The following is a 26,958-nucleotide window of genomic DNA, read 5'->3' on the forward strand; positions in this document are numbered from 1 at the left end:
GAGCCGTCAGCGCCGCACACCGGAGGGTGGCTCGAGTCGGCATAGGCTGGTCCGGTGACCGTCATCCTGCTCCGCCACGGCCGTTCGACCGCCAACACCGCGGGTGTGCTCGCCGGACGCAGCGGCGGCGTCGACCTCGACGAGGTGGGCCGCAATCAGGCGTCGAGCATCGTGGAGCGGCTGGCTCATGTGCCGACCATCACCGCGGTGGTCCGCTCACCCCTGCAACGCTGCGCACAGACGATCGGCCCGTTGCTGGGCGCACGTCAGATCGAGGAGATGATCGACGACCGTCTGGTGGAGGTCGACTACGGATCGTGGACCGGCCGACCGATCAAAGAGCTGCTGCGCGAGGATCTCTGGAAGACGGTGCAGCAGCAGCCGTCGGCGGCGGTGTTCCCCGACGGGGAGGGACTGGCCGCCGTCCAGAGCCGCGCCGTGGCCGCTGTCCGTGAGCTCGACGCGCAGTTCGGGGGCTCCGACGGTGGCGGGGTGTGGGTGGCCTGCTCGCACGGGGACGTGATCAAGGCGGTCATCGCCGACGCCATGGGCATGCACCTCGACTCGTTCCAGCGGATCGTCGTCGAACCGGCGTCCATCAGCGTCATCCGCTACAGCTCTGCGCGGCCCTACGTGCACACCGTGAACTCGACCGGCGCGCAACCGGTGGTGCCGGTGCCGCCGCCCGCCGGTACCGTGGCGCCGACCGACACCGGTGACGACGCGGTGATCGGGGGAGCCACCGGTGCGGCGTGAATCACAGGCGTCGCCACGACGTCACCGGAGGGGCACCGACCGCGACATGACTGCACAATCGAGATGACGGCAGCGAGATGACGGCAGAGGAGGTGTGATGCCCAGAGCGATACATGTGTTCCGCAGCCCCGACCGCTTCGTGGCCGGAACGGTCGGTGAGCCGGGCGACCGCACGTTCTACCTGCAGGCCGCCCATGACGCACGGGTGGTCAGCGTGATGCTTGAAAAGCAACAGGTGCAAATCCTCGCCGACCGCATCGACGCGCTGCTCGAGGAGATCCACCGGCGGTTCGGCACACCCTTGCCGCCGCCCACCGACGTCATCAGCGACCTCGACCCGCTGCAGATGCCGGTGGACGCCGAGTTCCGGGTGGGGACAATGGGTTTGGGCTGGGACGCCGAGTCCGAGGCGGTGGTGGTGGAGCTGTTGGCCATCACCGAGGGCGAGTTCGACGAGAGTGTGGTTCTCGACGACACCGACGAGGGTCCCGACGCCGTACGCGTGTTCTTGTCCACCGTCGCCGCCCGCGAGTTCGCGGCGCGCTCCGAGCGGGTCATCGGCGCCGGTCGCGAACCCTGCCCGCTGTGTTCAGCGCCCCTGGACCCGACCGGCCACATGTGCGTGCGCACCAACGGCTTCAAACGTGATGTGGCCCTGGACAAGTCGCTGGAGTTCGTCGATCCGTCGTTGTTCGACGATCCGGAGCTGCGCGACGCCCTCGACGGGGACGACACCGACAGCACGGACCACGACGACACCGACGACGATCTGGGCGAGGACTCCGACGGTCCCGGCGAGTCGCCCGGCGGACGTTGACCGTGGGGCCCACGTCCCGCGAGCCCGATCCGGCCGACGAAACGGCCACAGATGCCAGGGGCATCGACGGCGCCGCCATCGCCGAGGTGCTCGAACACGGCGAGCTGGAGTTGGTCGGTCAGGTGCGCGGAGCCAGTAACGCCACGCTGGTGTGCGACGCGGTCTACCGCGACGACGTGGTTCGCTGCGTCTACAAACCCGTCCGCGGTGAACAGCCGCTCTGGGACTTTCCCGACGGCACCCTGGCCGGTCGCGAGGTGGGCTCGTTCCTGATCAGCGACGCCCTGCGGTGGTCGACCATCCCCACGACCGTGCTGCGGGACGGGCAGTTCGGGCCGGGGATGGTGCAGCGGTGGATCGACGGTCCCGACGACGGCCACGCGGGGGACGACCAGGCGGGGGATGGCGACATCGACGACGGGGTGGCGCACGGTCGGCTCGATCTGGTCGATCTGTGCCGCAGCGATGCCGTCCCCAGCGGTTTCCACCGCGTCATCGAGGCCTACGATTCGCGCGGCCAGGAGGTGACGCTGGTGCACGCTGACGATCCTCGGCTGCTGCGGATGGCCGTGCTCGACGTGGTCATCAACAACGCAGACCGCAAGGGCGGACACATCCTGGCTGGGGCCGACGGTGCGGTCTACGGGGTGGACCACGGCATCTGTCTGCATCGGGAGGACAAACTCCGCACCGTCCTGTGGGGATGGGCTGGGCAGCCGGTGCCCGCCGAGCTCGTGGCCGACCTCGAAGGTCTGCTCGCGCGGCTCACCGACCGAACCGGCGCGCTGCGAACACGCCTGCAGACGCTGATCACCACCACAGAGGTGGCGATGCTGGTGGAACGGATCCGCGCGATCATCGACCGCCCGGTGATGCCCACACCCGATCGGTCCCGACCGATCCCCTGGCCGGCTTTTTGACGCTGCCGAGAACTGCGTTCAGCTGCCGGTTCGAGGGCAATGCTCCCTCAATAGCGGGTCATAGGGCAGTTTTCTGCAGGTAGAGCGGCCGGCCGGCCGGCCGGTCTCACCCGGTTCGCGGGACATCGCGCCGCCTTCCATACAGTGGGCTGCATGCAATCCTGGCCGACGCCCGCGATCCCCACCCTCCCCGGTCGCGGACCACAGTTGCGGCTTCACGACACCTCCGACGCGCAGGTCCGGCCAGTGACCCCAGGGCAGACGGCCACGATGTACGTCTGCGGCATCACCCCCTACGACGCCACCCACCTCGGTCACGCCGCCACCTACGTCACCTTCGACCTGATCAACCGGGTGCTGCGCGACCTAGGTCACGACGTGCACTACGTCCAGAACGTCACCGACGTCGACGACCCACTGTTCGAGCGGGCCGAGCGAGACGGTGTGGACTGGCGCGACCTCGGGGCCCGCGAAACCCAGCTGTTCCGCGACGACATGACCGCCTTGCGTGTCCTGCCCCCGCGCGACTACGTCGGTGCGGTCGAATCGATCGGCGAGGTGACCGACGCGGTCGGGCGACTGCTCGCATCGGGTGCGGCGTACGTGGTCGACGACCCGCAGCACCCCGACGTCTACTTTCGGACCGACGCGACAACGCAATTCGGCTACGAGTCCAACTACGACCGCGCGACCATGGCCGAATTCTTCGCCGAGCGCGGCGGTGATCCTCAACGGGTGGGAAAGCGGGATCCACTCGACGCTCTGCTGTGGCGAGCACAGCGACCCGGCGAACCGTCGTGGCCCTCCGACCAGGGCCCCGGCCGCCCGGGATGGCACATCGAGTGCGCGGCCATCGCCGTCAACCGGTTGGGCGTGCCGTTCGACATCCAGGGCGGCGGCAGCGACTTGATCTTCCCGCACCACGAGTTCTCCGCAGCACACGCAGAAGCGTTGACCGGTGCGCGACGTCTTGCCCGGCACTACGTCCATACCGGCATGGTCGGGCTGGACGGGGAGAAGATGTCGAAGTCGCGCGGCAACCTGGTGTTCGTGTCCCGGCTGCTCGCCGACGATGTGGACCCTGCCGCGATCCGATTGGCACTGATCGCAGATCACTACCGCAGCGATCGCATGTGGGGTGACGACTCGCTGTCGGTGGCCGGTGCGCGCCTGGACCGGTGGCGAGCGGCAGTGGCGCGTGCGAACGGTCCGGCCGCGCAGGACACCATCGCACGGGTACGCCAGCATCTCGCCGACGACCTCGACACCGCGAAGGCGATCACCGCGATCGACGCCTGGGCCGGCGACGCGATCGGCGGGCTGGGATCATCTCCCGACGCCGGACGCGACATCGCCGTCTGCGTCGACGCACTGTTGGGGATCGAGCTGGGCCGCTGAACCACCGGCTTCGCGGGCTTGGCCGCTGGGGCCCTCTCGGGCCGAACGGCTCGGGCCCTCTCAGGCCGAACGGCTCGGGCCCTCTCGGGCCGTGAGATGTCGACCGCCCTTCGGCTCGGTTGCGGTGGACGATCGGTACAGTTCCCCCGTGGCGCATTCGCACGAGCTGGACCCCGACACCACCGATGGTGTGTGGACTGTGGTCACCCGCACCTCGACGTACCTCATCGACTTCGACGAGATGACGTTGCTGCGCGCTCCCGGTGTGGGTGGCAGCACCGACGAGTCGTGGACGGTCAGCAAGTTGCGCCGCGACTCCGAGGACATCCCGCTGCTGGGAGTCAAATCGTGCCGGGTGGGCGAATCCGCGCAATTCTGGGTACGGGCCGCCGACGACCCCGACGTGCGTACCTGGCGCATCACCACTCCGGTCGTGTCCATCGAACGCATCAGCTGACCCGAGTCGAACGCAGGGTGCTGGCGCGACCTGGCCGTGACCGGAGCCTAGCGTCAGCCGCCGAACGAACCCGGACGACGGCGGCGTAGGTACTTCTCGAACTCCGCGGCCAATGCGTCGCCATCGATCGCGGCCATGGCGTCGTCGACGTTGAGCTCGGCGTCGCCGCGTTCCTCGAGGCTGCGCACGTATTCGGCGATCTCCTCGTCGTCCGCGGTCATCTCGGTGACGGCCTGCTCCCATTCGAGCGCCTGGGCGGGCAGGTCGCCCAACGGCACCTCGAGGTCGAGTACCTCTTCGACGTGGCTGAGCAACGCGATCGTGGCCTTGGGGTTGGGCGGAGTGGACACGTAGTGCGGGACCGCCGCCCAGAACGACACCGCGGGTATGCCCGCCCGTACGCAGGCGTCCTGCAGCACCCCGGTGATCCCGGTGGGGCCCTCGTAGCGACTCTCCTGCAGGTTGTATGCCGTGGCCGACTCGGCGCTGTAGGCAGATCCGGTCACCGGAACCGGTCGGGTGTGCGGCGCGTCGGCCAGCAACGCACCCAGGATCACCACGGTCTGGATCTGCAGCTCATGGGCCAGACCGATGATCTCGGCACAGAATCCGCGCCAGCGCATGTTCGGTTCGATCCCGCGCAGCAGGACGATGTCACGGTCGGATCCGGGGGGACTGCACCACGAGATCGATGTCGTGGGCCATTCGATGCGGCGTGTGACGCCGTCGACCTGCCGAATCGTGGGCCGATTGACCTGGAAGTCGTAGTAGTCATCAGAGTCGATGTCAGACAGCGGATCGGCGTCCCAGATGAGCGCGAGGTGTTCGACCGCTCCGGATGCGGCGTCACCCGCGTCATTCCAGCCCTCGAATGCCGCGACGAGGATCGGCGCACGTAAAGTGGGCAGGTCAACGGACCGGTCAGCGTTCACCGATCCAGACTACGACCATCGCTTGCGCAACCGACACCGGCGCAACGCGAAGCCGGGTGACGACGTGTCTGCCGATCGAACACGTGCGACTGAACACAGCGAGACCGAACACCAGTGGGGAGCGATCTACTCTGAGCACCATGTCTAGCCCAAACCGCAACGACGCCTTCGACACGACCTTCATGGACGTGCTGGCCCAACGCGTCCTGGTCGGTGACGGAGCCATGGGGACCATGCTCCAGGCCGCAGATCTCTCGCTCGACGACTTCCTGGGTCTTGAGGGGTGCAACGAGATCCTCAACGACACTCGGCCTGACGTCCTCGCCGAGATCCACCGCGCCTACTTCGCAGCCGGGGCCGACGCCGTCGAGACCAACACCTTCGGCTGCAATCTGTCCAACCTCGGTGACTACGACATCGCCGACCGGATCCGGGAGCTGGCACGCAAGGGCGTCGCGATCGCTCGCGAGGTGGCCGACGAGATGGGACCGACCGAACACGGGACGGCTCGGTTCGTACTCGGCTCGGTGGGACCGGGTACCAAGCTGCCCAGCCTGGGCCACACCACGTTCGAGGTGATCCGCGAGGCCTACCAGGAATGCGCGCTGGGCATGTTGGAAGCCGGCGCCGACGCGATCCTGGTGGAGACATCGCAGGATCTGTTGCAGGTGAAGGCCGCAGTGCTGGCGGCCAAGCGCGCCATGGACCAGTTGGGGCGCCGGATCCCGATCATCTCGCACGTGACGGTGGAGACCACCGGAACCATGCTGCTCGGCTCGGAGATCGGTGCCGCCCTGGCCGCCATCGAGCCACTGGGCGTCGACATGATCGGACTCAACTGCGCCACCGGTCCGGCCGAGATGAGCGAGCACCTGCGGTATCTGACCAAACATGCCCGCATCCCGGTGTCGGTGATGCCCAACGCCGGTCTGCCCGAGCTGGGCCCCAACGGTGCGGTGTACCCGTTGGAGCCGGACAAGTTGGCCGAGGCGGTGTCGGGCTTCGTGGGCGAGTACGGCTTGTCGTTCGTCGGCGGGTGCTGCGGCACCACCCCCGAACACATCCGGCAGCTGGCCACTGCGGTGGCGGGCACCGTGCGTGCCCCGCGGCAACCGCGGCACGAGCCCGAGACCTCGTCGCTGTACTCGGCTGTCCCGTTCAACCAGGACAACAGCTTCCTCATGGTGGGCGAACGGACCAACTCCAACGGGTCCAAGGCTTTCCGCGAGGCGATGCTGTCCGGCGACTTCCAGAAGTGTCTGGACATCGCCAAGGACCAGACCCGCGACGGCGCCCACATGCTCGACCTCAACGTCGACTACGTGGGCCGCGACGGCGCGCAGGACATGACCGCGTTGGCCAGTCGACTGGCCACCGCGTCCACGCTGCCGATCATGCTCGACTCCACCGAGCCCGCGGTGATCAAGGCCGGGCTGGAGTCCCTCGGTGGTCGCTGCGCGGTCAACTCGGTGAACTACGAGGACGGCGACGGACCCGATTCGCGGTTCCACAAGATCATGGAGCTCGCCGTCGAACACGGCGCCGCAGTGGTGGCGTTGACCATCGACGAGCAGGGCCAGGCCCGCACCGCCGACTGGAAGGTGGAGGTGGCCGAGCGGCTGATCGCCGACATCACCGGCAACTGGGGCCTGCACGACGAGGACATCATCATCGACACCCTCACCTTCCCGGTGTCCACCGGGCAGGAGGAGACCCGCCGCGACGGCATCGAGACCATCGAGGCCATCCGACGGATCCACGAGACGCATCCGGATGTGCACTTCACCCTCGGCATCTCCAACATCTCGTTCGGCCTCAACCCCGCTGCGCGCCAGGTCCTGAACTCGGTATTCCTGCACGAGTGTGTCGCGGTCGGGCTGGACACCGCCATCGTGCACGCCTCGAAGATCCTGCCGATGGCGCGGATCCCCGAGGAACAGCGCGAGGTCGCCCTCGACCTGGTCTATGACCGACGCGGCACCGCGGGTGTCCGTAGCGAGGGCCGCGAGGACTACGACCCGCTGCAGACCCTGATGGGGTTGTTCGAAGGCGTCTCGGCGGCCTCCGCGCGCGAGTCTCGCGCTCAGGAGCTGGCCAAGTTACCGCTGTTCGAGCGGCTCGAGCAGCGCATCGTCGACGGCGAGCGCAACGGACTCGAATCCGACCTCGACGACGCGATGAAAGAGGTTCCACCCCTTCAGATCATCAACGAGACCCTACTGTCGGGCATGAAGACCGTCGGCGAGCTGTTCGGCTCGGGCCAGATGCAGCTGCCGTTCGTGCTGCAGTCAGCCGAGGTGATGAAGATGTCGGTCGCCCACCTCGAACCGCACATGGAGGCGACCGGCGAGGACGGTAAGGGTCGCATCGTCCTGGCCACCGTCAAGGGCGACGTCCATGACATCGGAAAGAACCTCGTCGACATCATCCTGTCCAACAACGGCTACGAGGTCGTCAACATCGGTATCAAGCAGCCGATCTCGACGATCCTCGAAGTGGCCGAGGACAAGCGGGCCGACGTGATCGGCATGTCCGGGTTGCTGGTCAAGTCGACGGTGATCATGAAAGAGAACCTGCAGGAGATCAACACCCGGGGCTTGGCGGAGAACTACCCGGTGCTGCTCGGCGGTGCGGCGTTGACCCGCGGGTACGTGGAGAACGACCTGTCCGACACCTACGACGGCAAGGTCTACTACGCCCGCGATGCCTTCGAGGGCCTGCGGTTGATGGACGAGATCATGGCCGACAAGCGCGGTACCGGCACCGCCGCCGATCCCGAGGCCAAGGCCGCTGCCGACGCCAAGACAGCCGAACGCAAAGCCCGACATGAGAAGTCGGCGCGGATCGCGGCCAAGCGCAAGGCCGAGGCACCTACCGTCGAGGTACCGGCCCGCTCGGATGTGGTGGCCGACAACCCGATCCCGTTGCCACCGTTCTGGGGTTCGCGCATCGTCAAGGGCATCCCGGTGGCCGACTACCGCGGTCTGCTCGACGAGCGAGCCCTGTTCCTGGGCCAGTGGGGGCTGCGCGGCGCCCGTGGGGGCGAAGGGCCCAGCTACGAGGAGCTCGTCGAGACCGAGGGTCGCCCACGCTTCCGTGAGTGGTTGGCGCGCTTGGCCACCGGCAACATCCTGCAGCATGCCGCGGTGGTCTACGGATATTTCCCCGCCGTCAGCGAGGGCGACACGGTACATGTGCTGACCGAACCGACCCCCGATGCACCGGTGCGCTACAGCTTCACCTTCCCGCGCCAACAGCGCCCTCGCTTCCTGTGCATCGCCGACTTCATCGCCTCGCGCGAACGTGCGGTCGCCGAGGGCAGGGTGGATGTACTGCCGTTCCAGTTGGTCACCATGGGTCAACCGATCGCCGACTTCGCCAACGAACTGTTCGCTGCCGACTCCTATCGCGACTACCTGGAGGTCCACGGGATCGGGGTGCAGCTGACCGAGGCACTGGCCGAGTACTGGCATCAGCGGGTGCGATCAGAGCTCAGCTTCGGCGACCTCTCGGTCGCCAGCGACGACCCGGACAGCCCACAGGGCTTCTTCGACCTCGAATATCGCGGCGCGCGATACTCCTTCGGCTACGGCGCATGCCCCAGCCTGGAGGACCGGGCGAAGATGATGGACCTGTTGGAGCCGGGTCGGATCGGGGTGGAACTCTCCGAGGAACTGCAGCTGCATCCAGAGCAGTCCACCGATGCGTTCGTCCTGCATCACCCTGAAGCCAAGTACTTCAACACCTGATCGCGTGACCACCGAACGCACCCCCGACGGGTCGGCGGGCGGACTGCCCGACGCTGTCCTGTGGGACATGGACGGCACCCTGCTCGACTCCGAGAAGCTGTGGGATGTCGCGATGATCGAGCTCGCACTCGAGCTGGGCATCGTGATGACCCACGAGTTGCGGCGATCCACCCTGGGCAACTCGATGCGGGGTGCGCTGAGCAAGGTGTTCGATGCCGCGGCGATCGATGAGCCCGCACGTGACTACGACCGGTGGTCGCAGTGGCTGCGGGACCGGGTGTCGGAGCTGTTCGACGGTGCGATCCCGTGGCGACCGGGCGCCGTCGAGGCGCTTGACACCGTGGCGGGTCTCGGTATCGCGATGGTGCTGGTGACCAACACCGAACGTGGGCTGACCGAGCTGGCCCTGCGCACCATCGGCCGCGAACGGTTCACCGCGACCATCTGCGGCGACGAGGTCCCCGCGGGCAAACCCGCCCCCGACATCTATCTCGCCGCGGCTGCGCTCGTCGGCGCCGATCCATCGCGGTGCCTGGCGGTGGAGGACTCACCGACGGGCACGCAGGCGGCCACCTCGGCGGGCTGCCCCACGCTGGTCGTGCCCTCGGAGATGCCGGTTCCCGACGGTCCCCGACGCACCTTCCGGGACGGGTTGATCGGTCTCGACGCGACCGCGTTGGCCCACGCCTTCGGAGTGCGGGACGGTTCGTGGGAGACTGATACCTCGTGAAGACCTTCGACGAGCTGTTCGCCGAGCTCAGTGAACGTGCTGCCACCCGGCCGCAGGGGAGTGGGACCGTCGCGGCGCTCGATGCCGGAGTGCACACCCTGGGCAAGAAGATCATCGAGGAGGCCGGTGAGGTGTGGCTGGCCGCCGAGCACGAATCCGACGACTCGTTGGCCGAGGAGATCTCGCAGCTGATCTACTGGCTGCAGGTGATGATGATCAAGCGCGGGTTGTCCCCGGCCGACGTCTACCGACATCTCTAGCACCGGACCCGTTGCCGGTCGGCTTGCACGCTCACACTCACCACCTTCGATCCAAAGGACCGACACATGTTGCGGGTAGCTGTCCCGAACAAGGGTGCTCTCTCCGAGTCCGCCGCAGACATCCTCAGCGAGGCGGGCTACCGGCGCCGCGGCGACGCCAAGGACCTCACCGTCCTCGACTCGGCCAACGACGTCGAGTTCTTCTTCCTGCGCCCCAAGGACATCGCGATCTACGTCGGCTCGGGCGAGTTGGACCTCGGGATCACCGGCCGTGATCTGGCCGCAGACTCTCTGGCCCCGGTGACCGAGGCGTTGGCGCTGGGGTTCGGTGCGTCGAGCTTCCGCTACGCAGGCCCGGCCGAGGCGACCATGGCTGTCACCGATCTCGCCGGTAAGCGGATCGCCACCTCGTTCGCCAACATCGTGCGTGCCGACCTGAGTCGTCGCGGGATCGTCGCCGAGGTCATCCGGCTCGACGGCGCGGTGGAGATCTCCATCCAGCTCGGGGTCGCCGACGCCATCGCCGACGTGGTGGGCTCGGGACGCACTCTGCGCCAACACAATCTGGTCGCCTTCGGCGAGTCGATGTGCGAGTCGGAGGCCGTGCTCATCCACGGTGCCGACCACGAGCCGTCCAAGGCTGCCCGCCAACTGATCGCCCGGATCCAGGGGGTGGTGGTCGGACAGCAGTACGTGATGATGGATTACGACTGTCCGCGTTCACTTCTCGACCAGGCGGTGGCGATCACCCCCGGCATCGAGTCGCCCACCGTGTCACCGATGGCCGACGACGACTGGGTGGCGGTGCGCGCCATGGTGCCTCGCGGTGGTCACCAGTCGGTGATGGACGAACTCGCCGACATCGGCGCCAAAGCGATCCTGGTGAGCGACATCCGGTCCTGCCGCTTCTGAGTCCGCCTGCTGCCGTTACCGATCCGCGGACCTGCGGTGCGGCGAGGCCGCGCAGTTCAGCTGCGGCGTGCGAGCAGAACCGTCTGCGACGACCGACCAATCAGCCCGGTCTGGTCGAACAGATCAGCGGCGGTGTAGCCGAATCCCGCCGCCCCGGCTTGCAACGTGGCATCGATCCCGAACCAGTCCCCGGCCGGCGAGCCCAGCAGGTGGATGGTCGTGTCGGTGTTCATCCACGTCCAGTCACGCACCGACAGCCCGCTGCCCAGGCCGTTGGCCACGTCGACGACGCAACAGAACCGTTGCAGGGCAGAGGGGTCCTCGTCCTCGACCAATGGCGAGGTGGTGCGCACCCAGGTCACCCCGTCGGGGTTGGGACCGCGATGGAACTGCAGGCCGGCGATGAACCCATCGGTGAGCCATCCCATCCCGCGCCACTCCGGGGGCACCATGGCAGGTGTGTCGAGCGTGGGTGTCGAGTTCACCGATGCCGCGGGTAGCGCGATGTCGGAGGTGTCGGAGGTGGCGAGCAACCACGCGGTGGCCCGGGCGGCGACGCGAAAGGAACCGTCGGCTCCCAGCACGTCGAGTTCGGCCTGCGCCTGGCAGATCTGGCGGCCCGGGCGGATGACCCGCGCACGAATCCTGTTCTCCGACAGCCCCACCGGCCCCAGGATGTCGATGGTCATGCGGGACACGGCCAGACCTGACGGCGCGACGGACTCGATCGCCCGGGCCAGCAGCCCAGACGGCGGACCTCCGTGCTGCATCGTGTCGCTCCACACGCTCAGCGACGCCGAGGTGGGGTAGAGATGTTCGTACCCGTCGGATCCCGACCCCGCGCGCCGGTAGTAGGGCTCGCTCACGAGGCCAGGTAGTCGGCCGCGGTGTCGTCGCCCGGGGCCCCCGGCCAGCCCGGATACTCGGGGATGATGCCACCGAACTCCGGGCACTTGTCCTTGTGATCGCACCACTGACACAGCCGGGAGCGTTTCGGCTGGAAATCACCGGTCGCCCCGGCCTCGCGGATAGCCCGCCAGATCGCGATCAGGGTGCCGGCAAACCGCTCGAGTTCGTCACGTTCGGGGGTGTATCGCAGTTGTTGCCCGTCAGCGAGGTACATCAGCTGGAGGCGGTGCGGCACCACACCGCGCAGCCGCAGGATCGCGAGTGCATAGAACTTCATCTGGAACAGGGCGCGCGCCTCGAACAGCTCACTGGGGCTGCGACCGGTCTTGTAGTCGACCACCCGGACCTCACCGGTCGGGGCCACGTCGATGCGGTCGACGAATCCGCGCAACGTGACGTCGTCGGCGATGTCGACCTCCACGCGCAGCTCACAGGACTCGGCATCGAAGGCGGTGGGATTCTCCATCTCGTAATACCGGTCGATCAGCCGATGAGCCTCGGCCAGGAACGGTTCCACCTGGTCGTCGGGGACCAGGGCACGCATCGCAGGCTCACGTTGACAGATGGCCTCCCACGCAGCGTCGACGAGGATCTCGGCCGAATCGGGGGTACGTAGGTGCGCGGGCATGTCGAAGAGGTTTTCCAGAGCCGAATGGACCACCGTTCCCTTCACCTGCGCGGTCGTGGGGGTCTCCGGGAAGCGGTCGATGGCCCGGTAGCGGTAGAGCAGCGGGCACTGCTTGAAGTCAGCGGCCCGCGACGGTGAGAGGGCAGGTGGCCGTGGCCCCTCGGGCACCGGGTCGACCAGCGCACGCGGGTCGGGCGTGCGCGAGGTCTGCGATGTGGGGGGAGCCGCAGACGGGCGCGGGGACGCGACGGCTGCGCGCGCCGCGGGGTCGGGCTGGTGGTGGATCGCCATCGTCACACCTGGCAGGGTAGGCCCGATGTACGACAGAACACCGCACGACGCGGCGACTCCCGCGCGGTCGCCCCGATGACGGCCGGCGGCTTCGTCGTCGGTGACCGCGTCCAGTTGACCGACACCAAAGGCCGCAAGTTCACCGTGCATCTGGAGACGGGAAAGAACTTTCACACCCACCAGGGCGCCATCGCCCACGATGATCTGATCGGCTCGGCCGAGGGCATCATCGTGACCTCCACCGGCGGGGCGCAGTACCTGGCGCTGCGCCCGCTGCTCGTCGACTACGTGTTGTCCATGCCGCGCGGAGCACAGGTGATCTACCCCAAGGACGCCGCCCAGATCGTCGCCGAAGGCGACATCTACCCAGGCTGCACGGTGCTCGAAGCCGGAGCGGGATCGGGCGCGCTGACGTGTTCGCTGCTGCGCGCGGTGGGCCCGACGGGTCGAGTCATCTCCTACGAGGTGCGCGAAGACCATGCCGAACACGCGGTCCGCAACGTGGAGACGTTCTTCGGGGAGCGACCGGCCACCTGGGAGTTGACCGTCGCCGACGTGGTCGCCTACGCCGCGACCGACGGCGCGGCCGCCTCGGTGGACCGCGTGGTGCTGGACATGTTGGCACCGTGGGAAACCCTCGAAGCGGTGGCCGAGGTCCTGCGGCCCGGTGGTGTGGTGATCATCTATGTCGCGACGGTCACACAGCTGTCGAAGGTGGTCGAGGGCCTGCGCGAGCAACAGTGTTGGACCGAGCCGCGCGCGTGGGAATCGTTGGTGCGAGACTGGAACGTGGTGGGCTTGGCGGTCCGCCCGTCACACAAGATGCAAGGTCACACCGCCTTTCTGGTGACTGCGCGGCGCTTGGCGCCGGGGACGGTGACCCCACGCCCGCAACGACGCCCCAGCAAGGGCTGAACACGATCGACACAACTGCCGGTGACGCCACGTGTCACAGACAGTTAACGCGACATCAACAGCCACTGGCGTGGGACGTGACGCATCAGTTGGCAGTCGCCGGTAGCGTGGTGAAAACGGTGTTGAGCAATTGCGTTCAGCCGCGGAGAGGAGTCAGCAATGACCGAATCTGACCGGAACGAGATCCCAGGCCAGTCGAGAGCGCACGCGCGTTCGGAGATTCCCGCGCCCGACACCGGGACCCGCAGCCCGTTCGGACGACCAGCAGGTTCCGGGGACGCCGATCAGATCGAAGCCCTCACCGCCCGCAACGCCAAGCTCCTCGAGACGCTCAAGGAAGCCCGCCAGCAGCTGTTGGTCCTGCGGGAGGAAGTAGACCGTCTTGGTCAGCCGCCGAGTGGCTACGGCGTACTGCTGGCCACCTACGACGACTCCACCGTCGACGTCTACACCTCCGGCCGCAAGATGCGTCTGACCATCTCGCCCAACATCGAGGTCGACACCCTCAAGCGTGGGCAGACTTTGCGGCTCAACGAAGCCCTGACCGTGGTCGAAGCGTGCGAGTTCGACGTCGTCGGCGAGATCAGCACCCTGCGCGAGGTGTTGGCCGACGGCCAGCGCGCACTGGTGGTCGGGCACGCCGACGAGGAACGTGTGGTCTGGTTGGCCGACCAGCTGACCGGCGAGGTGGATGGCGAGAACGGTAAGCGCCTGCTGCGTCCCGGTGATTCCTTGCTGGTCGACACGAAGGCGGGCTTCGCCTTCGAACGCGTACCCAAGGCCGAGGTCGAAGACCTCGTGCTCGAAGAGGTTCCCGACGTGGGGTACGAGGACATCGGAGGGTTGGGCCGCCAGATCGAACAGATCCGCGACGCCGTCGAGCTGCCGTTCCTGCACAAGGACCTGTTCCGCGACTACGCTCTGCGGCCACCGAAGGGTGTCCTGCTCTACGGTCCGCCCGGATGCGGCAAGACGCTCATCGCCAAGGCCGTGGCCAACTCGCTGGCCAAGAAGATCGCGTTGGCCCGCGGTGACGACGCGCGCGAGGCGAAGTCGTATTTCCTGAACATCAAGGGTCCCGAACTGCTCAACAAGTTCGTCGGTGAGACCGAGCGGCACATCCGCCTGATCTTCCAGCGTGCGCGCGAGAAGGCGTCCGAGGGCACCCCGGTGATCGTGTTCTTCGACGAGATGGATTCGATCTTCCGTACCCGTGGTTCCGGTGTCTCCTCCGACGTCGAGACCACCGTGGTGCCGCAGCTGCTCAGCGAGATCGACGGCGTGGAGGGACTCGAGAACGTCATCGTCATCGGTGCGTCGAACCGCGAGGACATGATCGACCCCGCGATCCTGCGTCCCGGCCGCCTGGACGTGAAGATCAAGATCGAACGTCCCGACGCGGAGTCTGCGATCGACATCTTCTCCAAGTACCTGGTGGAGACGTTGCCAATCCACGCCGACGACATCAACGAGTTCGGTGGCGACCGGTCGGCGTGTGTGGCCGCGATGATCGAGAGCGTCGTGGAGAAGATGTACGCCGAGAACGACGACAACCGGTTCCTCGAGGTGACCTACGCCAACGGCGACAAAGAGATCATGTACTTCAAGGACTTCAACTCCGGTGCGATGATCCAGAACGTCGTCGACCGCGCGAAGAAGTACGCGATCAAATCCCAGTTGGAGACCGGGGCTCCGGGTCTGCGCATCCAGCACCTGTTCGACTCGATCATCGACGAGTTCGCCGAGAACGAAGATCTGCCCAACACCACCAACCCCGACGACTGGGCGCGGATCTCGGGCAAGAAGGGTGAGCGCATCGTCTATATCCGAACCTTGGTCAGCGGCAAGACATCCGGCGCCAGCCGGGCCATCGACACCGAGACCAACACCGGACAGTATCTGTAATCTCGAGCGGCTCGGCGACACCGAGCACACCGCGCCGGGTGGGTCGTCGCGACCCGCCCGGTGTCGGTGCCTCTAGGCTCGTGGGATGCAGCGGATCATCGGGACAGAGGTCGAGTACGGGATTTCGGCGCCAGGGGAGTCGGGGGCGAACCCGATCATGACGTCGACTCAGGCCGTCCTCGCCTACGCCGCCGCGGCCGGGGTACCGCGAGCCAAACGCACTCGGTGGGACTACGAGGTGGAGTCCCCGATGCGCGATGCGCGCGGATTCGATCTGGGCCGCAGTTCGGGTCCGGCACCGATCATCGACGCCGACGAGGTGGGTGCGGCGAACATGATCCTCACCAACGGTGCCCGGCTCTATGTCGATCACGCCCACCCCGAGTACTCGGCCCCCGAGGTGACCGATCCGCTGGACGCAGTCATCTGGGACAAGGCCGGCGAACGGGTGATGGAGGCCGCCGCGCGCCACGTCGCCAGCGTGCCCGGCGCCCCGAAACTGCAGCTGTACAAGAACAACATCGACGGCAAAGGCGCCTCATACGGCACCCACGAGAACTACCTGATGGCTCGCGAGACCCCGTTCACCTCCGTGATCACCGGTCTCACACCGTTTTTCGCCAGCCGCCAGGTGTTCACCGGCTCCGGACGGGTGGGCATCGGACCGTCCGGCGACGACGCCGGGTTCCAGCTGTCCCAGCGCGCGGACTACATCGAGGTCGAGGTGGGCCTGGAGACCACGCTCAAGCGCGGCATCATCAACACCCGCGACGAGCCGCACGCCGATCCCGACCGCTACCGCCGCCTGCACGTCATCATCGGCGACGCCAACCTGGCCGAGACAGCCACCTACCTGAAGGTGGGCACCACGTCCCTGGTCCTCGACCTGATCGAGGCCGGGATCGACTTCGCCGATCTTGAGTTGGCCCGACCGGTGCATGCGGTGCACCAGATCAGCCACGACCCCACCCTGGCGGTCGCGGTGGCACTGGCCGACGGTAGGGAGATGACCGCGATCGCCCTGCAGCGCGTCTACCACGAACGGTGCGCCCGGTTCCACGCCGAGCGCGGGGTGGACGATGCGCGGGCCCAGCATGTGCTGGACACCTGGATCGACGTCCTCGACAAGTTGGATCGCGACCCGATGGAGTGTTCGGACCTACTGGACTGGCCGGCGAAACTTCGGATCCTGGAAGGGTTTCGCAATCGGGAGGGTCTGGCGTGGTCGGCCCCGCGGCTGCAGCTGGTCGACCTGCAGTACTCCGACGTGCGCCTCGACAAGGGCCTGTACAACCGGCTGGTGGCGCGCGGCTCGATGCAGCGGATGACCACCGAGGCGCAGGTCTCCCAGGCCATCTCCACGCCGCCGGAGAACACCCGCGCCTACTTCCGGGGTGAGTGTCTGCGCCGTTTCGGCGCCGACATCGCCGCAGCCAGTTGGGATTCGGTGATCTTCGACCTCGGTGGCGACTCGCTGGTGCGCATCCCGACCCTGGAACCCCTGCGCGGCAGCAAGGCTCACGTCGGCGCGTTGCTGGACTCGGTCGATTCGGCCGCAGAACTGGTCGATCAGCTCACCACCTGACCCCTCGCCGACGTCGGCGGACCCGCACCGCGCCAGACCCTGCCGGTAGGGTGTTCCTACGGACCTCGTCCCGGACACCCGGGGTGAGATCGCTCGTTGAAGGAGACACCGATGGCGCAGGAACAGACACGGCGTAGTGGCGGCGGAGACGACGACTCCGGCTCGGGCCCGGACACCAGCGCGGGCCAGGAGCGGCGAGAGAAGATCGCCGAGGACACCGATGACCTGCTCGACGAGATCGACGACGTGCTCGAGGAGAACGCCGAGGACTTCGTGCGCGCCTACGTCCAGAAAGGCGGCCAGTGAGCGACCACGTCACCTCGCTCGGTCGTGATCTGTCCTCCTTTTCCGACTACCTGCGCCGGCACGCTCCCGAACTGCTTCCCGATCCGGCGGTCGAGGTGACCGGCGCCGAGAACATCCCCCACGGCACCACCATCGTGGCGGTGAGCTTTCCCGGCGGCGTGCTCATCGCCGGTGACCGCCGCGCCACGGCGGGCAACATGATCGCCAGCCGTGACATCCGCAAGGTCTTCGTCACCGACGACTACTCGGCGGCCGGCATCGCCGGGACAGCTGGGATCGCGGTGGAGATGGTGCGACTGTTCGCCGTCGAGCTCGAACATTACGAGAAGATCGAGGGTGTCCCACTGACGTTGGACGGCAAGGTGAATCGGCTCGCCGGGATGGTCCGTTCCAACCTCGGCGCAGCCATGCAGGGCTTGGCGGCGCTGCCGATGCTGGTCGGGTACGACACCGACGCATCCGACCCCCGCCGCGCTGGACGCATCTTCTCCTTCGACATCGCCGGAGACCGCCACGAGGAGTTCGGTGGTTTCCAGGCGATCGGGTCGGGGTCGGTGTTCGCCAAGTCTGCCCTCAAGAAGTTGTGGCGTGACGACCTCGACGCCGATGCAGCGGTGCGCATCGCGGTGGAGTCGCTCTACGACGCCGCCGACGACGACTCGGCCACCGGGGGACCTGACATGGCCCGTGGCATCTACCCGACTGCGGTGATCATCGACGCCGACGGCGCGCAGGAGGTCACCGCCGATCGGATCGAGACCGCCGCGCGCGCGGTGATCGCCGACCGGACCGCCGCGTACGAGGCCTCCGCCGGCCGGACCACAGAGGGCAGGACCATGAGGGGCAGGACGCAGCCATGACATTCCCGTACTACGCCAGTGCCGAGCAGATCATGCGCGATCGCTCGGAACTCGCCCGTAAGGGAATTGCCCGGGGCCGCAGCGTCATCGCCTTGACCTACGCCGACGGGGTCCTTTTCGTGGCCGAGAACCCGTCGAACACCCTGCGCAAGATCAGTGAGATCTACGATCGCATCGGTTTCGCGGCCGTCGGCAAGTACAACGAGTTCGAGAGCCTGCGCAAGGCCGGGATCCGACACGCCGACATGCGCGGTTACAGCTACGACCGGGCCGACGTGAGCGGGCTGTCGTTGGCCAACGCCTACGCCAACACGCTCGGTGCGGTGTTCACCGAGCAGCCCAAGCCCTACGAGGTGGAGCTGTGCGTCGGCGAGGTCGGACGAGCCGGGTCGACGCGTCCGTCGACGCTGTATCGGATCACCTACGACGGGTCGATCAACGACGAGACCCGCTTCCTCGTGATGGGTGGGGCGACCGAGTCGATCGCCACCGCGATGGGTGAGACCTACACCGAGGGTGCCGATCTGAAGACCGCATTGACCGCAGCCGTCGCCGCACTGGGCACGCCGCCTACGCCCAACGGGTCGAGCACTGCCGCAGCCGCCGAACCACGGGTTCTCAGCGCCGGTGACCTCGAGGTCGCCATCCTCGATCGCAACCGTCCACGGCGTGCGTTCCGGCGGCTCAGCGCCGAAACACTGACCGAGTTGCTACCCGAGCAGGTGGAGCCCGAGCACCCTGCAGGCGAGGACAGCAGCGCGCAGAACGGGGCCGACTCGCCCCCGTCCGGTGAGACCTCGGCGTCCACCGACCCCTCGCCGGGACCCCTCGACGACGCCGGCTGAGTCGGTCACGTTGTCCGGTCCCGTCCCGCCCCACCGGTAGGGTTGGGGTGTGGACCGACGAATCATGGGAATCGAGACCGAGTTCGGTGTGACCTGCACCTTTCATGGGCACCGTCGGCTCAGTCCCGACGAGGTGGCGCGGTATCTGTTCCGTCGCGTCGTGTCGTGGGGGCGTTCGTCGAACGTCTTCTTGCAGAACGGCGCTCGGCTCTACCTCGATGTCGGCTCGCATCCGGAGTACGCGACCGCCGAGTGCGACAGCCTGGTGCAGTTGATCGAACACGATCGCGCGGGTGAGCTGGTCCTCGAGGAACTGCTCATCGACGCCGAGCGGCGCCTGGCCGACGAGGGCATCGGCGGCGACATTTACCTGTTCAAGAACAACACCGATTCGGCAGGCAACTCCTACGGCTGCCACGAGAACTACCTGGTCGTGCGGGCGGGCGAGTTCTCCCGAATCTCTGATGTGCTGCTGCCGTTCCTGGTCACCCGCCAACTCATCTGCGGCGCCGGCAAGGTGCTGCAGACCCCGAAGGCTGCCACCTACTGCCTCTCGCAGCGCGCTGAACACATCTGGGAGGGTGTCTCCTCGGCCACCACGCGCTCGCGCCCCATCATCAACACACGCGACGAGCCGCACGCCGACGCCGAGAAGTACCGCCGCCTGCACGTCATCGTCGGCGACTCGAACATGGCCGAGACCACCACTCTGCTCAAGGTCGGTTCAGCCGCACTGGTGTTGGAGATGATCGAGGCCGGCGTGCCGTTCAAAGACTTTGCCCTGGACAACCCCATCCGTGCCATCCGAGAGGTCAGCCACGACACCACCGGACGGCGCCCGGTACGCCTGGCCGGTGGACGCCAGGCCAGCGCGCTGGACATCCAGCGCGAATACCATTCGCGCGCCGTCGAACACCTGCGTAACCGTCGACCCGATCCGGAGATGGACCGCGTGGTCGATCTGTGGGGTCGGATGCTGGATGCGGTGGAGACCCAGGACTACTCGTCGGTCGACACCGAGATCGACTGGGTGATCAAGCGCAAACTGTTCGACCGCTACGTCGAGAAGTACTCGATGGATCTGTCGGACCCGAAGATCGCCCAGCTCGACCTCGCGTATCACGACATCAAGCGGGGTCGTGGGGTGTTCGATGTGCTGTCGCGCAAGGGGCTCGTCGCGCGCGTGACCACCGACGAGAAGATCAAGGCCGCCGTCGACGAACCGCCGCAGACCACCCGCGCCAAACTGCGGGGCGACTTCATCGCCGCCGCGCAGAAGGCGGGCCGCGACTTCACGGTCGACTGGGTGCATCTCAAACTCAACGACCAGGCCCAGCGAACAGTGCTGTGCAAGGACCCCTTTCGCAATGTCGATGAGCGCGTCGATCGGTTGATCGCCTCGATGTAGCAGTTGCTGGCCTAGTCTTTTGTCCGTGAGCATCAGCAAAGTGGAACGGCAGCTGAACCTGGTCATCTGCCTGCTCTCCACCCGCCAGTTCATCTCCGCCGAACAGATTCGGTCCAGTGTCGCCGGGTACGGGGAGTCCGCGCCCGGGGCAGCTTTCAACCGGATGTTCGAGCGCGACAAGGCCGACCTTCGTGAGCTCGGCATCCCATTGGAGACCGGAACCACCCCCGGCGGTACGGCCGGCGATGGCTACCGGATCAACCGGGACGACTACGAGCTGCCCCCCATCGAGTTCGACCGCGACGAGGCCGCCGCAGTCGCCATGGCCGCGGCGCTGTGGGACAGCCCCGAGATGGCGAACGCGGCTCAGTCGGCTCTGCTCAAACTGCGCGCCGCCGGCGTGGACCTCGACAACGACGCCCTGGCCGACATACACGCCTCCTCGCCGCGGGGCATCGGTTCAGAATCGGTGCTCAACGCGCTGCTCTCGGCGGTGAACCGCCGTCGTGCCGTCACCTTCCGACACCGTTCAGCCTCCAATCAACCGTGGGCTGTCCGCACCCTGGAGCCCTGGCGGGTGGTCACCGCCAATGGTCGTTGGTATGTCGTCGGACGCGACCGCGACCGCGACGAGACCCGCACCTTCCGCCTGTCCCGTATCGGTGAACCGGTGGAGCTGATCGGCTCCGACGGCGACGTCGTCGCCCCCGACACCGACATCACCGCCATCGTCACCGCCGCCATCTCCCGCAGTGAGCAGAAGGAGAATGCCGTCCCCGCGCGCATCTGGCTGGCCGCCGATCGGGCGGCGGGGCTGCGTCGAATCGCCTCGCGCGTCATCCCGGGCGATCGGGCCGGTCGGGCTGGCGACGTCGCGGAATTCGACACCTGGTCGCGGGAGCGGCTCGCCAGACTGGTCTTGGGTGCCGGGGAGGATGCAGTGGTTCTGGAACCCGACGAGTTGCGTGACCATGTCGTCGCCGCGCTCCGCGATCTGGTAGCCGCGCGATGAGCGGCGGATCGAGCGCTGACCGGCTCAACCGCCTGCTGGCACTGGTCCCGTACCTGTTGGCACATCCCGGGGTACACAAAGGCAGGGCCGCCGAGGAGCTCGGCGTGACCCGTGACCAGCTCGACAAGGACCTCGACCAGCTGTGGATGTGTGGGCTGCCCGGGGGGTACCCCGACGATCTCATCGACCTGTCCTTCGGACCCGACGACACCGTCACCGTCACCTTCTCGGCAGGTATCGACCGGCCGTTACGGCTCACCGCGGCCGAGGCGTCGGTGCTGCTGATGGCGTTGCGCGCGTTGCTCGACGTTCCGGGTCTCATCGACACCGACGCCGCACGACGCGCTGCGGCGAAAGTGGACCAGGCGTTCGGGACCCCCGCAGGCGACTCGGCGAACACCACGTCCGGCGTATCGCCCGACCGAACGACACCGGATTTCTCGGCGACCGTGCGAGATGCGGTCACCTCACGCCGTGCCCTGAGGATCCGGTACTACTCGGCCTCACGCGACGCTGTCTCTCAGCGCACCGTCGATCCGGTTCGGATCCAGTCGGTGGACACCTTCAGCTACCTCGAGGCGTGGTGTCGCGACGCCGAGGCCATCCGCTTGTTCCGGCTCGATCGGATCGAGAACGCCGAGTTGCTCGACGAACCGGCAACCGTCCCGGCCGTCCCCGAGGTGGGGGAGAGCCTGGCGCTGTTCCACTCCGACCCGTCGTTGCCGACGGTGACCTTGGAGATCGATCCAGACGTGGCGTGGGTGATCGACTACTACCTGATCGAGCCGCTGACGGCAGCGGCCGACACCGCGCCTGAACAGCCGATCATCGCGACGATGACCTACGGCTCGACCGAATGGTTGATCCGTTTCCTGCTCGGGTTCGGCGGCCAGATCCGGCTGCAGAGTTCACCAGAGATCTCTGCCGAGGTCGCCGCCCGTTCATCGAAAGCCCTCCAGGCGTACGGCTCCGCCGACAACACTGCGTGACCGCAGACGTGTGCTGCAGCAGCGATCGCCGGGTCTCGCGGTCTGGGCTGTCCGCGGGACGAGGTCACAGCGACCAGGTCCGGTAGCATCAACTACGAATCAACCCCCGGAGGTAGACATGGGCGCCATCCAGCCTTGGCACATCATCGTCGTGGTGATCGTGTTCCTGATCCTGTTCGGATCGAAGAAGCTCCCGGATGCGGCGCGCGGCCTGGGCCGGTCGATGCGCATCTTCAAAAGCGAGGTGCAGGAGATGCAGAACGACGGCAAGCGTTCCGACGCCTCGACGTCCGACGACGCGACCCGACAGATCCCCGCACCCAGCCCCACCGACGCGGCCCGCACCACCGACGGGGTCCCCGACAGTGAGCGGCGTTCGGCCTGAGTCGACGTCGGCGGCGCCCGCAACAGTCGGCGTCGTCTGCGCGGCCTGGTGACCTGGCCGCGCTGGAGTTCTCCGCACCCTGAACCGAGAGCAGACCGTGCGCATCCCGTTTGATCCGCGCCGCCGGAAACGCAAGCTCAACCCCGACGGCACCATGTCGCTCGTCGAACATCTCTACGAGCTTCGGACTCGTCTGCTCATCTCGGTGTTCGCCATCTTGCTCACCACGATCGTCGGGTTCATCTGGTACTCCCACGGCTTCTTGCGGGTCGAATCCCTCGGTGAACTGCTGCGCGGTCCGTACTGTCAGCTGCCCGAGAGCGCGCGAGCGACGATCACCGCCAACGATGAATGTCGGCTGCTGGCCACCGGGCCGTTCGACCAGTTCATGTTGCGCCTCAAGGTGGGTCTCACCGCGGGCGTCGTGCTGGCCTGCCCCATCTGGTTTTACCAACTGTGGCAATTCATCACCCCGGGCCTGCACAAACACGAACGTCGCTTCGGTCGCTACTTTTCCGGCGCCGCGGCGCTGCTGTTCGTCTCCGGTGCGATCCTGGCCTACATCGTCGTCGCCAAGGCTTTCCACTTCCTGCTCACGGTGGGCGACAACGTCCAGGTGACCGCGTTGGCCGGCGACCAGTACTTCAGCTTCATCCTGCACCTACTGATCATCTTCGGCGTCAGCTTCGAACTACCGCTGCTGGTCGTCGCCCTCAACCTCATCGGGGTCCTCACCTATGCGCGCCTCAAGGCATGGCGCCGAGGACTGATCTTCGGCCTGTTCGTGTTCGCCGCGGTGGTCACGCCCGGGTCCGACCCGTTCACGATGGTGGCCCTGGCGGGCGCGATGACGATTCTCTTCGAGTTCGCGGTGCAGTTCGCCAGGATCCACGACCGCCGCAAAGCGCGTCGCGACGGAGAATACTGGGGTGACATCGCCGACGATGAGGCCTCGCCGTTGAACCTGACGCCGTCGACAGTCGGGGCGACGTCGCAGGTACGAGCGTCGGGACCGGTCGCTGCCTCGCCACTGTCCACTGCCGGCTCCACCCGCTCAGGCCGGGTAGACGAGTTCGATGACATCCTCTGAGACAGAAGTCCATCCTCAGCTAGCCGCTTTCACCGACCGCCTGGAGTTCTCCCTCGACGACTTCCAACGCCGGTCCTGTGCAGCGTTGGAGGAGGGTCATGGCGTACTGGTCTGCGCGCCCACCGGCGCGGGCAAGACCATCGTCGGCGAGTTCGCGGTGCACCTGGCGTTGGCGGCGGGTACGAAATGCTTCTACACCACCCCCATCAAGGCGTTGAGCAACCAGAAGTACGCCGATCTCGTCGCCGTACACGGACCCGACTCGATCGGCCTGCTGACCGGAGACAGCTCGATCAACCCCGGCGCGCCCGTCGTTGTGATGACCACCGAGGTGGTCCGCAACATGATCTACGCCAATTCCTCTGCCCTGCAGGGACTCTCCCACGTGGTGATGGACGAGGTGCACTTCCTGGCCGACCGCTTTCGCGGCGCGGTCTGGGAGGAGGTCATCTTGCATCTCGAACCGGAGGTGCGCGTGGTCAGCCTGTCGGCCACGGTCAGCAACGCCGAGGAGTTCGGCGAATGGATCCAGACGGTGCGCGGCGACACCACCGTCGTCGTCGACGAACACCGTCCCGTCCCGCTGTGGCAACACATGATGGTGGGCAACCGCATCTTCGATCTCTTCGATGGGCGGACCCGACCCGACGAGCGACCCCAGGTCAATCCGGAACTGACTCGATTCATCAAGCAGCGGTTGGTGATCGACGATCACGATAGATCGCACGGGCGCCGTGGGCGTGGGCGACCCACCCACCGTGGGCGCGCACCGGGAGTGGTGTCACGACCTGATCTGATCGCTCGACTCGACCGCGAAGGACTGCTGCCCGCCATCGGGTTCATCTTCTCGCGTGCGGGATGTGAAGCAGCACTGGAACAGTGCACGCGGTCAGGTCTCAACCTGCTCGAACCCGATCAGGCCGACACCGTCGCCGAGATCGTCGACCGCTACGTCGGCGATCTGGGGCCGGCTGACCGCGAGGTGTTACGCGTCGACAGTTGGCGGGCAGGATTGATGCGGGGCCTGGCTGCCCACCACGCCGGCATGCTGCCCGCGTTCCGCCATGCCGTCGAGGAGTTGTTCGTACGCGGCCTGGTGCGTGCGGTGTTCGCCACCGAGACCCTGGCCCTGGGCATCAACATGCCCGCGCGGTCGGTGGTCCTGGAACGGCTGGTGAAGTACAACGGCGAGGCGCACGTCGACCTCACCCCGGGAGAGTTCACCCAGCTGACCGGTCGCGCCGGGCGTCGCGGCATCGACGTCGAAGGTCACGCCGTGGTGGTGTGGACACCAGAGCTCGATCCCACCCGGGTGGCGGGACTGGCCGGGGCGCGCACCTTCCCGCTGCGCAGTTCCTTTGCGCCGGAATACAACATGGCGATCAACCTGATCGGCCGCTTGGGTCTGACCGGGGCCAAGGAGCTGTTGGAGCGGTCGTTCGCGCAGTTCCAGACCGATCGTTCGGTGGTGGGTCAGAACCGCAAGATCGACAACGCCCGGCGAGCCCTGCGACGCATCGACGTCGAGGTGACCGGGCGAGCCGAGCGTCTGGGGATCGATATCGAATCCGACGATCTCGACCCCGGTGCGGGCGACCTCGGCACCGACACCACCGGCACCGGGGACACCGCCGCCGACGGCTCGGGATCCGGGGGCGCGCAATCGGGGTCGTTCGTCGGGTTCCTGGGCTACATGCGGTTGCGGGAAGAGATCCGCACCCGTGAACGCGAGTTGAAGTTCACGCGCCGTATGCAGTCCCAGTCCAGCATCGTCGAGGAGCTGGTCGCACTCAAACGTGGTCACGTCATCGCGCTGCACGCCGGTCGCCACCGGGGGTTGGCGGTGGTCCTCGAGCCCGCCACCGATCGGCGTGACCCGATGCCGATGGTGCTGTGCGAAGACGCCTGGTGTGGCCGGGTGGGCAGTGGCGACTTCCTGAACCCACCTGAGGTGCTGGGCGACATGCGTCTGCCCAAACAGCTCGACCGGCGTACTGGCCGGGGTCGGCGCGATCTGGCTGCGTCGTTGCGCAACACCGGCATCGTGATGCCGCGCGGTCGACAGTCGCGGCGCGCGGCTGCCGCCGATGACCGTGAACTGGCGTCGCTGCGGGCCCGACTCCGGGCGCATCCGGCGCATCGCCTACCCGCCGGCGACGAACTGTTCCGCCTGGCCGAACGCCGGACGCGGGCCATACGAGAGATCGACTCGCTGGTCTCGGCGGTCGACAAGCGGACCTCCACCCTCACCGTCACGTTCGATCGGATCGTCGGCGTGCTCACCGAGCTGGGGTACCTGTTGGCCGCTCCCGCATCGCCATCGCCGTCGGCCACGGTGACGGTGACCGACTCCGGTCGCACGCTCAGCCGGGTCTACAGCGAGAGCGACCTGCTGATCTGCGAATGCATCCGGGCCGGCGTGTGGGAGGAACTGGCACCACCAGAATTGGCCGCGGTGGTGTCCTCGGTGGTCTACGAATCCCGCCGAGACGCCTACACCGGTCCCGACCTGGTGACCGGCAATGCCACCCTGCGCGATGCGTTGGGCGCCACCCACCGCCAGTGGCGGGCCCTGACCGCGCTGGAGAACCGCCATCAGGTCTCGCCCACACGCGAGCCTGACGCCGGCTTCGCCACCGCGATGTACTGCTGGGCCGCGGGCCGGTCGTTGAGCGAGGCGTTGGCTGCGGCGGGCGAACGGGGCCGGCCGCTTCCGGCCGGCGATTTCGTACGCTGGTCGCGTCAGGTGATTGATCTGCTCGAGCAGATCCGCATGTGCACCGGCGGCGAAGGGCGGCTGGCACGGTCGGCGAAGTCGGCCATCGGATGCATCAAACGCGGAGTGGTGGCCGCAGAATTGGGATGAGCAGCAATCCCGCACGGCTCGTGCGGGATTCGT

24 protein-coding genes are annotated in these 26,958 nt (G+C 67.1%); 21 read left to right on the forward strand and 3 right to left on the reverse strand.

Annotation, left to right across the window (positions count from 1 at the left end):
* Window positions 1-54 precede the first annotated feature (54 nt).
* The 5 genes from KIK15_RS15115 to KIK15_RS15135 all read left to right on the forward strand — a co-directional run bounded on the left by KIK15_RS15115 (window position 55) and on the right by KIK15_RS15135 (window position 4,348).
* Entirely contained in the window at window positions 55-756 is a 702-nt protein-coding gene (locus tag KIK15_RS15115) for a histidine phosphatase family protein (protein WP_214245519.1), read from the forward strand.
* A gap of 97 nt (window positions 757-853) precedes the next feature.
* Window positions 854-1,573, forward strand: coding sequence for a DUF3090 domain-containing protein (locus KIK15_RS15120; RefSeq protein ID WP_214245520.1), 720 nt, complete (start codon window positions 854-856; stop codon window positions 1,571-1,573).
* A 62-nt stretch (window positions 1,574-1,635) separates the two neighbouring features.
* Window positions 1,636-2,493: an SCO1664 family protein gene (locus KIK15_RS15125; protein WP_307851930.1), complete on the forward strand. Its 858-nt coding sequence runs from the start codon at window positions 1,636-1,638 to the stop codon at window positions 2,491-2,493.
* A gap of 153 nt (window positions 2,494-2,646) precedes the next feature.
* Entirely contained in the window at window positions 2,647-3,891 is a 1,245-nt protein-coding gene (gene mshC, locus KIK15_RS15130) for a cysteine--1-D-myo-inosityl 2-amino-2-deoxy-alpha-D-glucopyranoside ligase (protein ID WP_214245522.1), read from the forward strand.
* A gap of 148 nt (window positions 3,892-4,039) precedes the next feature.
* Window positions 4,040-4,348, forward strand: a complete 309-nt coding sequence (locus KIK15_RS15135; protein ID WP_214245523.1) for a hypothetical protein — start codon at window positions 4,040-4,042, stop codon at window positions 4,346-4,348.
* Window positions 4,349-4,401: 53 nt separating this feature from the next.
* On the opposite strand, the gene KIK15_RS15140 is transcribed toward KIK15_RS15135, so the two are convergent.
* Complete coding sequence (locus KIK15_RS15140; protein ID WP_214245524.1) at window positions 4,402-5,280, reverse strand: PAC2 family protein; 879 nt, start codon at window positions 5,278-5,280, stop codon at window positions 4,402-4,404.
* A gap of 140 nt (window positions 5,281-5,420) precedes the next feature.
* On the opposite strand from KIK15_RS15140, the gene metH reads away from it, so the two are divergent.
* The 4 genes from metH to hisG all read left to right on the forward strand — a co-directional run bounded on the left by metH (window position 5,421) and on the right by hisG (window position 10,931).
* The gene (gene metH / locus KIK15_RS15145) at window positions 5,421-9,029 is read left to right on the forward strand and encodes a methionine synthase (protein ID WP_214245525.1); all 3,609 of its coding nucleotides are present in this window, start codon (window positions 5,421-5,423) and stop codon (window positions 9,027-9,029) included.
* Window positions 9,030-9,033: 4 nt separating this feature from the next.
* The gene (locus tag KIK15_RS15150; RefSeq protein WP_307851912.1) at window positions 9,034-9,759 is read left to right on the forward strand and encodes an HAD family phosphatase; all 726 of its coding nucleotides are present in this window, start codon (window positions 9,034-9,036) and stop codon (window positions 9,757-9,759) included.
* On the forward strand, window positions 9,756-10,019 hold the full coding sequence (locus tag KIK15_RS15155) for a phosphoribosyl-ATP diphosphatase (protein ID WP_214245527.1): 264 nt from the start codon (window positions 9,756-9,758) through the stop codon (window positions 10,017-10,019). The genes KIK15_RS15150 and KIK15_RS15155 overlap by 4 nt, the downstream gene beginning before the upstream one ends.
* A gap of 66 nt (window positions 10,020-10,085) precedes the next feature.
* On the forward strand, window positions 10,086-10,931 hold the full coding sequence (gene hisG, locus KIK15_RS15160; protein WP_214245528.1) for an ATP phosphoribosyltransferase: 846 nt from the start codon (window positions 10,086-10,088) through the stop codon (window positions 10,929-10,931).
* 56 nt (window positions 10,932-10,987) lie between these two features.
* Here the strand turns inward: hisG and KIK15_RS15165 are convergent, their stop codons facing one another.
* Together KIK15_RS15165 and KIK15_RS15170 are read right to left on the reverse strand one after the other, a co-directional pair.
* On the reverse strand, window positions 10,988-11,797 hold the full coding sequence (locus KIK15_RS15165) for a thioesterase family protein (protein ID WP_307851913.1): 810 nt from the start codon (window positions 11,795-11,797) through the stop codon (window positions 10,988-10,990).
* Entirely contained in the window at window positions 11,794-12,759 is a 966-nt protein-coding gene (locus tag KIK15_RS15170; RefSeq protein WP_214245677.1) for a RecB family exonuclease, read from the reverse strand. The genes KIK15_RS15165 and KIK15_RS15170 overlap by 4 nt, the downstream gene beginning before the upstream one ends.
* 75 nt (window positions 12,760-12,834) lie before the next feature.
* Between KIK15_RS15170 and KIK15_RS15175 the strand changes: the two genes are divergently transcribed.
* From KIK15_RS15175 to KIK15_RS15230, 12 genes are all read left to right on the forward strand, one after another.
* Window positions 12,835-13,674 carry a tRNA (adenine-N1)-methyltransferase gene (locus KIK15_RS15175; protein ID WP_214245529.1) on the forward strand — a complete coding sequence of 280 codons (840 nt, stop codon included), beginning with the start codon at window positions 12,835-12,837 and terminating at the stop codon, window positions 13,672-13,674.
* Between the two features lie 159 nt (window positions 13,675-13,833).
* Entirely contained in the window at window positions 13,834-15,579 is a 1,746-nt protein-coding gene (arc, locus tag KIK15_RS15180) for a proteasome ATPase (RefSeq protein WP_214245530.1), read from the forward strand.
* Between the two features lie 85 nt (window positions 15,580-15,664).
* The gene (dop, locus tag KIK15_RS15185; protein ID WP_214245531.1) at window positions 15,665-17,164 is read left to right on the forward strand and encodes a depupylase/deamidase Dop; all 1,500 of its coding nucleotides are present in this window, start codon (window positions 15,665-15,667) and stop codon (window positions 17,162-17,164) included.
* A gap of 111 nt (window positions 17,165-17,275) precedes the next feature.
* Window positions 17,276-17,470, forward strand: a complete 195-nt coding sequence (locus KIK15_RS15190; RefSeq protein WP_214245532.1) for a ubiquitin-like protein Pup — start codon at window positions 17,276-17,278, stop codon at window positions 17,468-17,470.
* Window positions 17,467-18,330, forward strand: a complete 864-nt coding sequence (gene prcB, locus KIK15_RS15195) for a proteasome subunit beta (RefSeq protein ID WP_214245533.1) — start codon at window positions 17,467-17,469, stop codon at window positions 18,328-18,330. Before KIK15_RS15190 ends, prcB begins: the two co-directional genes overlap by 4 nt.
* Entirely contained in the window at window positions 18,327-19,175 is an 849-nt protein-coding gene (gene prcA / locus KIK15_RS15200) for a proteasome subunit alpha (RefSeq protein WP_214245534.1), read from the forward strand. Before prcB ends, prcA begins: the two co-directional genes overlap by 4 nt.
* 49 nt (window positions 19,176-19,224) lie before the next feature.
* Window positions 19,225-20,583 (forward strand): Pup--protein ligase, encoded by a 1,359-nt coding sequence (gene pafA, locus KIK15_RS15205; protein ID WP_214245535.1) that lies wholly within the window; start codon window positions 19,225-19,227, stop codon window positions 20,581-20,583.
* A gap of 25 nt (window positions 20,584-20,608) precedes the next feature.
* Complete coding sequence (locus tag KIK15_RS15210) at window positions 20,609-21,595, forward strand: YafY family protein (protein WP_214245536.1); 987 nt, start codon at window positions 20,609-20,611, stop codon at window positions 21,593-21,595.
* Window positions 21,592-22,584, forward strand: coding sequence for a YafY family protein (locus KIK15_RS15215; protein WP_214245537.1), 993 nt, complete (start codon window positions 21,592-21,594; stop codon window positions 22,582-22,584). The genes KIK15_RS15210 and KIK15_RS15215 overlap by 4 nt, the downstream gene beginning before the upstream one ends.
* A gap of 118 nt (window positions 22,585-22,702) precedes the next feature.
* Window positions 22,703-22,969: a Sec-independent protein translocase subunit TatA gene (tatA, locus tag KIK15_RS15220; RefSeq protein ID WP_214245538.1), complete on the forward strand. Its 267-nt coding sequence runs from the start codon at window positions 22,703-22,705 to the stop codon at window positions 22,967-22,969.
* Between the two features lie 97 nt (window positions 22,970-23,066).
* Window positions 23,067-24,059 carry a twin-arginine translocase subunit TatC gene (gene tatC / locus KIK15_RS15225; RefSeq protein WP_214245539.1) on the forward strand — a complete coding sequence of 331 codons (993 nt, stop codon included), beginning with the start codon at window positions 23,067-23,069 and terminating at the stop codon, window positions 24,057-24,059.
* A complete protein-coding gene (locus KIK15_RS15230) occupies window positions 24,046-26,925 on the forward strand; it encodes an RNA helicase (protein WP_214245540.1) in 2,880 nt (959 codons plus the stop codon). The genes tatC and KIK15_RS15230 overlap by 14 nt, the downstream gene beginning before the upstream one ends.
* The last annotated feature ends 33 nt before the right edge of the window (window positions 26,926-26,958 follow it).

Origin of the sequence: Williamsia sp. CHRR-6, assembly GCF_018474015.1 — a bacterium.
Lineage (GTDB): Bacteria > Actinomycetota > Actinomycetes > Mycobacteriales > Mycobacteriaceae > Williamsia_A.

Bases quoted from the DNA above. Each gene is read 5' to 3' on its own strand.
- mshC (WP_214245522.1), top strand. From the start codon at position 2,647: ATGCAATCCTGGCCGACGCCCGCGATCCCCACCCTCCCCGGTCGCGGA.
- KIK15_RS15215 (WP_214245537.1), top strand. From the start codon at position 21,592: ATGAGCGGCGGATCGAGCGCTGACCGGCTCAACCGCCTGCTGGCACTG.
- KIK15_RS15170 (WP_214245677.1), bottom strand. From the start codon at position 12,759: ATGGCGATCCACCACCAGCCCGACCCCGCGGCGCGCGCAGCCGTCGCG.
- dop (WP_214245531.1), top strand. From the start codon at position 15,665: ATGCAGCGGATCATCGGGACAGAGGTCGAGTACGGGATTTCGGCGCCA.
- prcA (WP_214245534.1), top strand. From the start codon at position 18,327: ATGACATTCCCGTACTACGCCAGTGCCGAGCAGATCATGCGCGATCGC.
- KIK15_RS15190 (WP_214245532.1), top strand. From the start codon at position 17,276: ATGGCGCAGGAACAGACACGGCGTAGTGGCGGCGGAGACGACGACTCC.
- KIK15_RS15175 (WP_214245529.1), top strand. From the start codon at position 12,835: ATGACGGCCGGCGGCTTCGTCGTCGGTGACCGCGTCCAGTTGACCGAC.
- tatA (WP_214245538.1), top strand. From the start codon at position 22,703: ATGGGCGCCATCCAGCCTTGGCACATCATCGTCGTGGTGATCGTGTTC.
- metH (WP_214245525.1), top strand. From the start codon at position 5,421: ATGTCTAGCCCAAACCGCAACGACGCCTTCGACACGACCTTCATGGAC.
- KIK15_RS15120 (WP_214245520.1), top strand. From the start codon at position 854: ATGCCCAGAGCGATACATGTGTTCCGCAGCCCCGACCGCTTCGTGGCC.
- arc (WP_214245530.1), top strand. From the start codon at position 13,834: ATGACCGAATCTGACCGGAACGAGATCCCAGGCCAGTCGAGAGCGCAC.
- hisG (WP_214245528.1), top strand. From the start codon at position 10,086: ATGTTGCGGGTAGCTGTCCCGAACAAGGGTGCTCTCTCCGAGTCCGCC.
- KIK15_RS15230 (WP_214245540.1), top strand. From the start codon at position 24,046: ATGACATCCTCTGAGACAGAAGTCCATCCTCAGCTAGCCGCTTTCACC.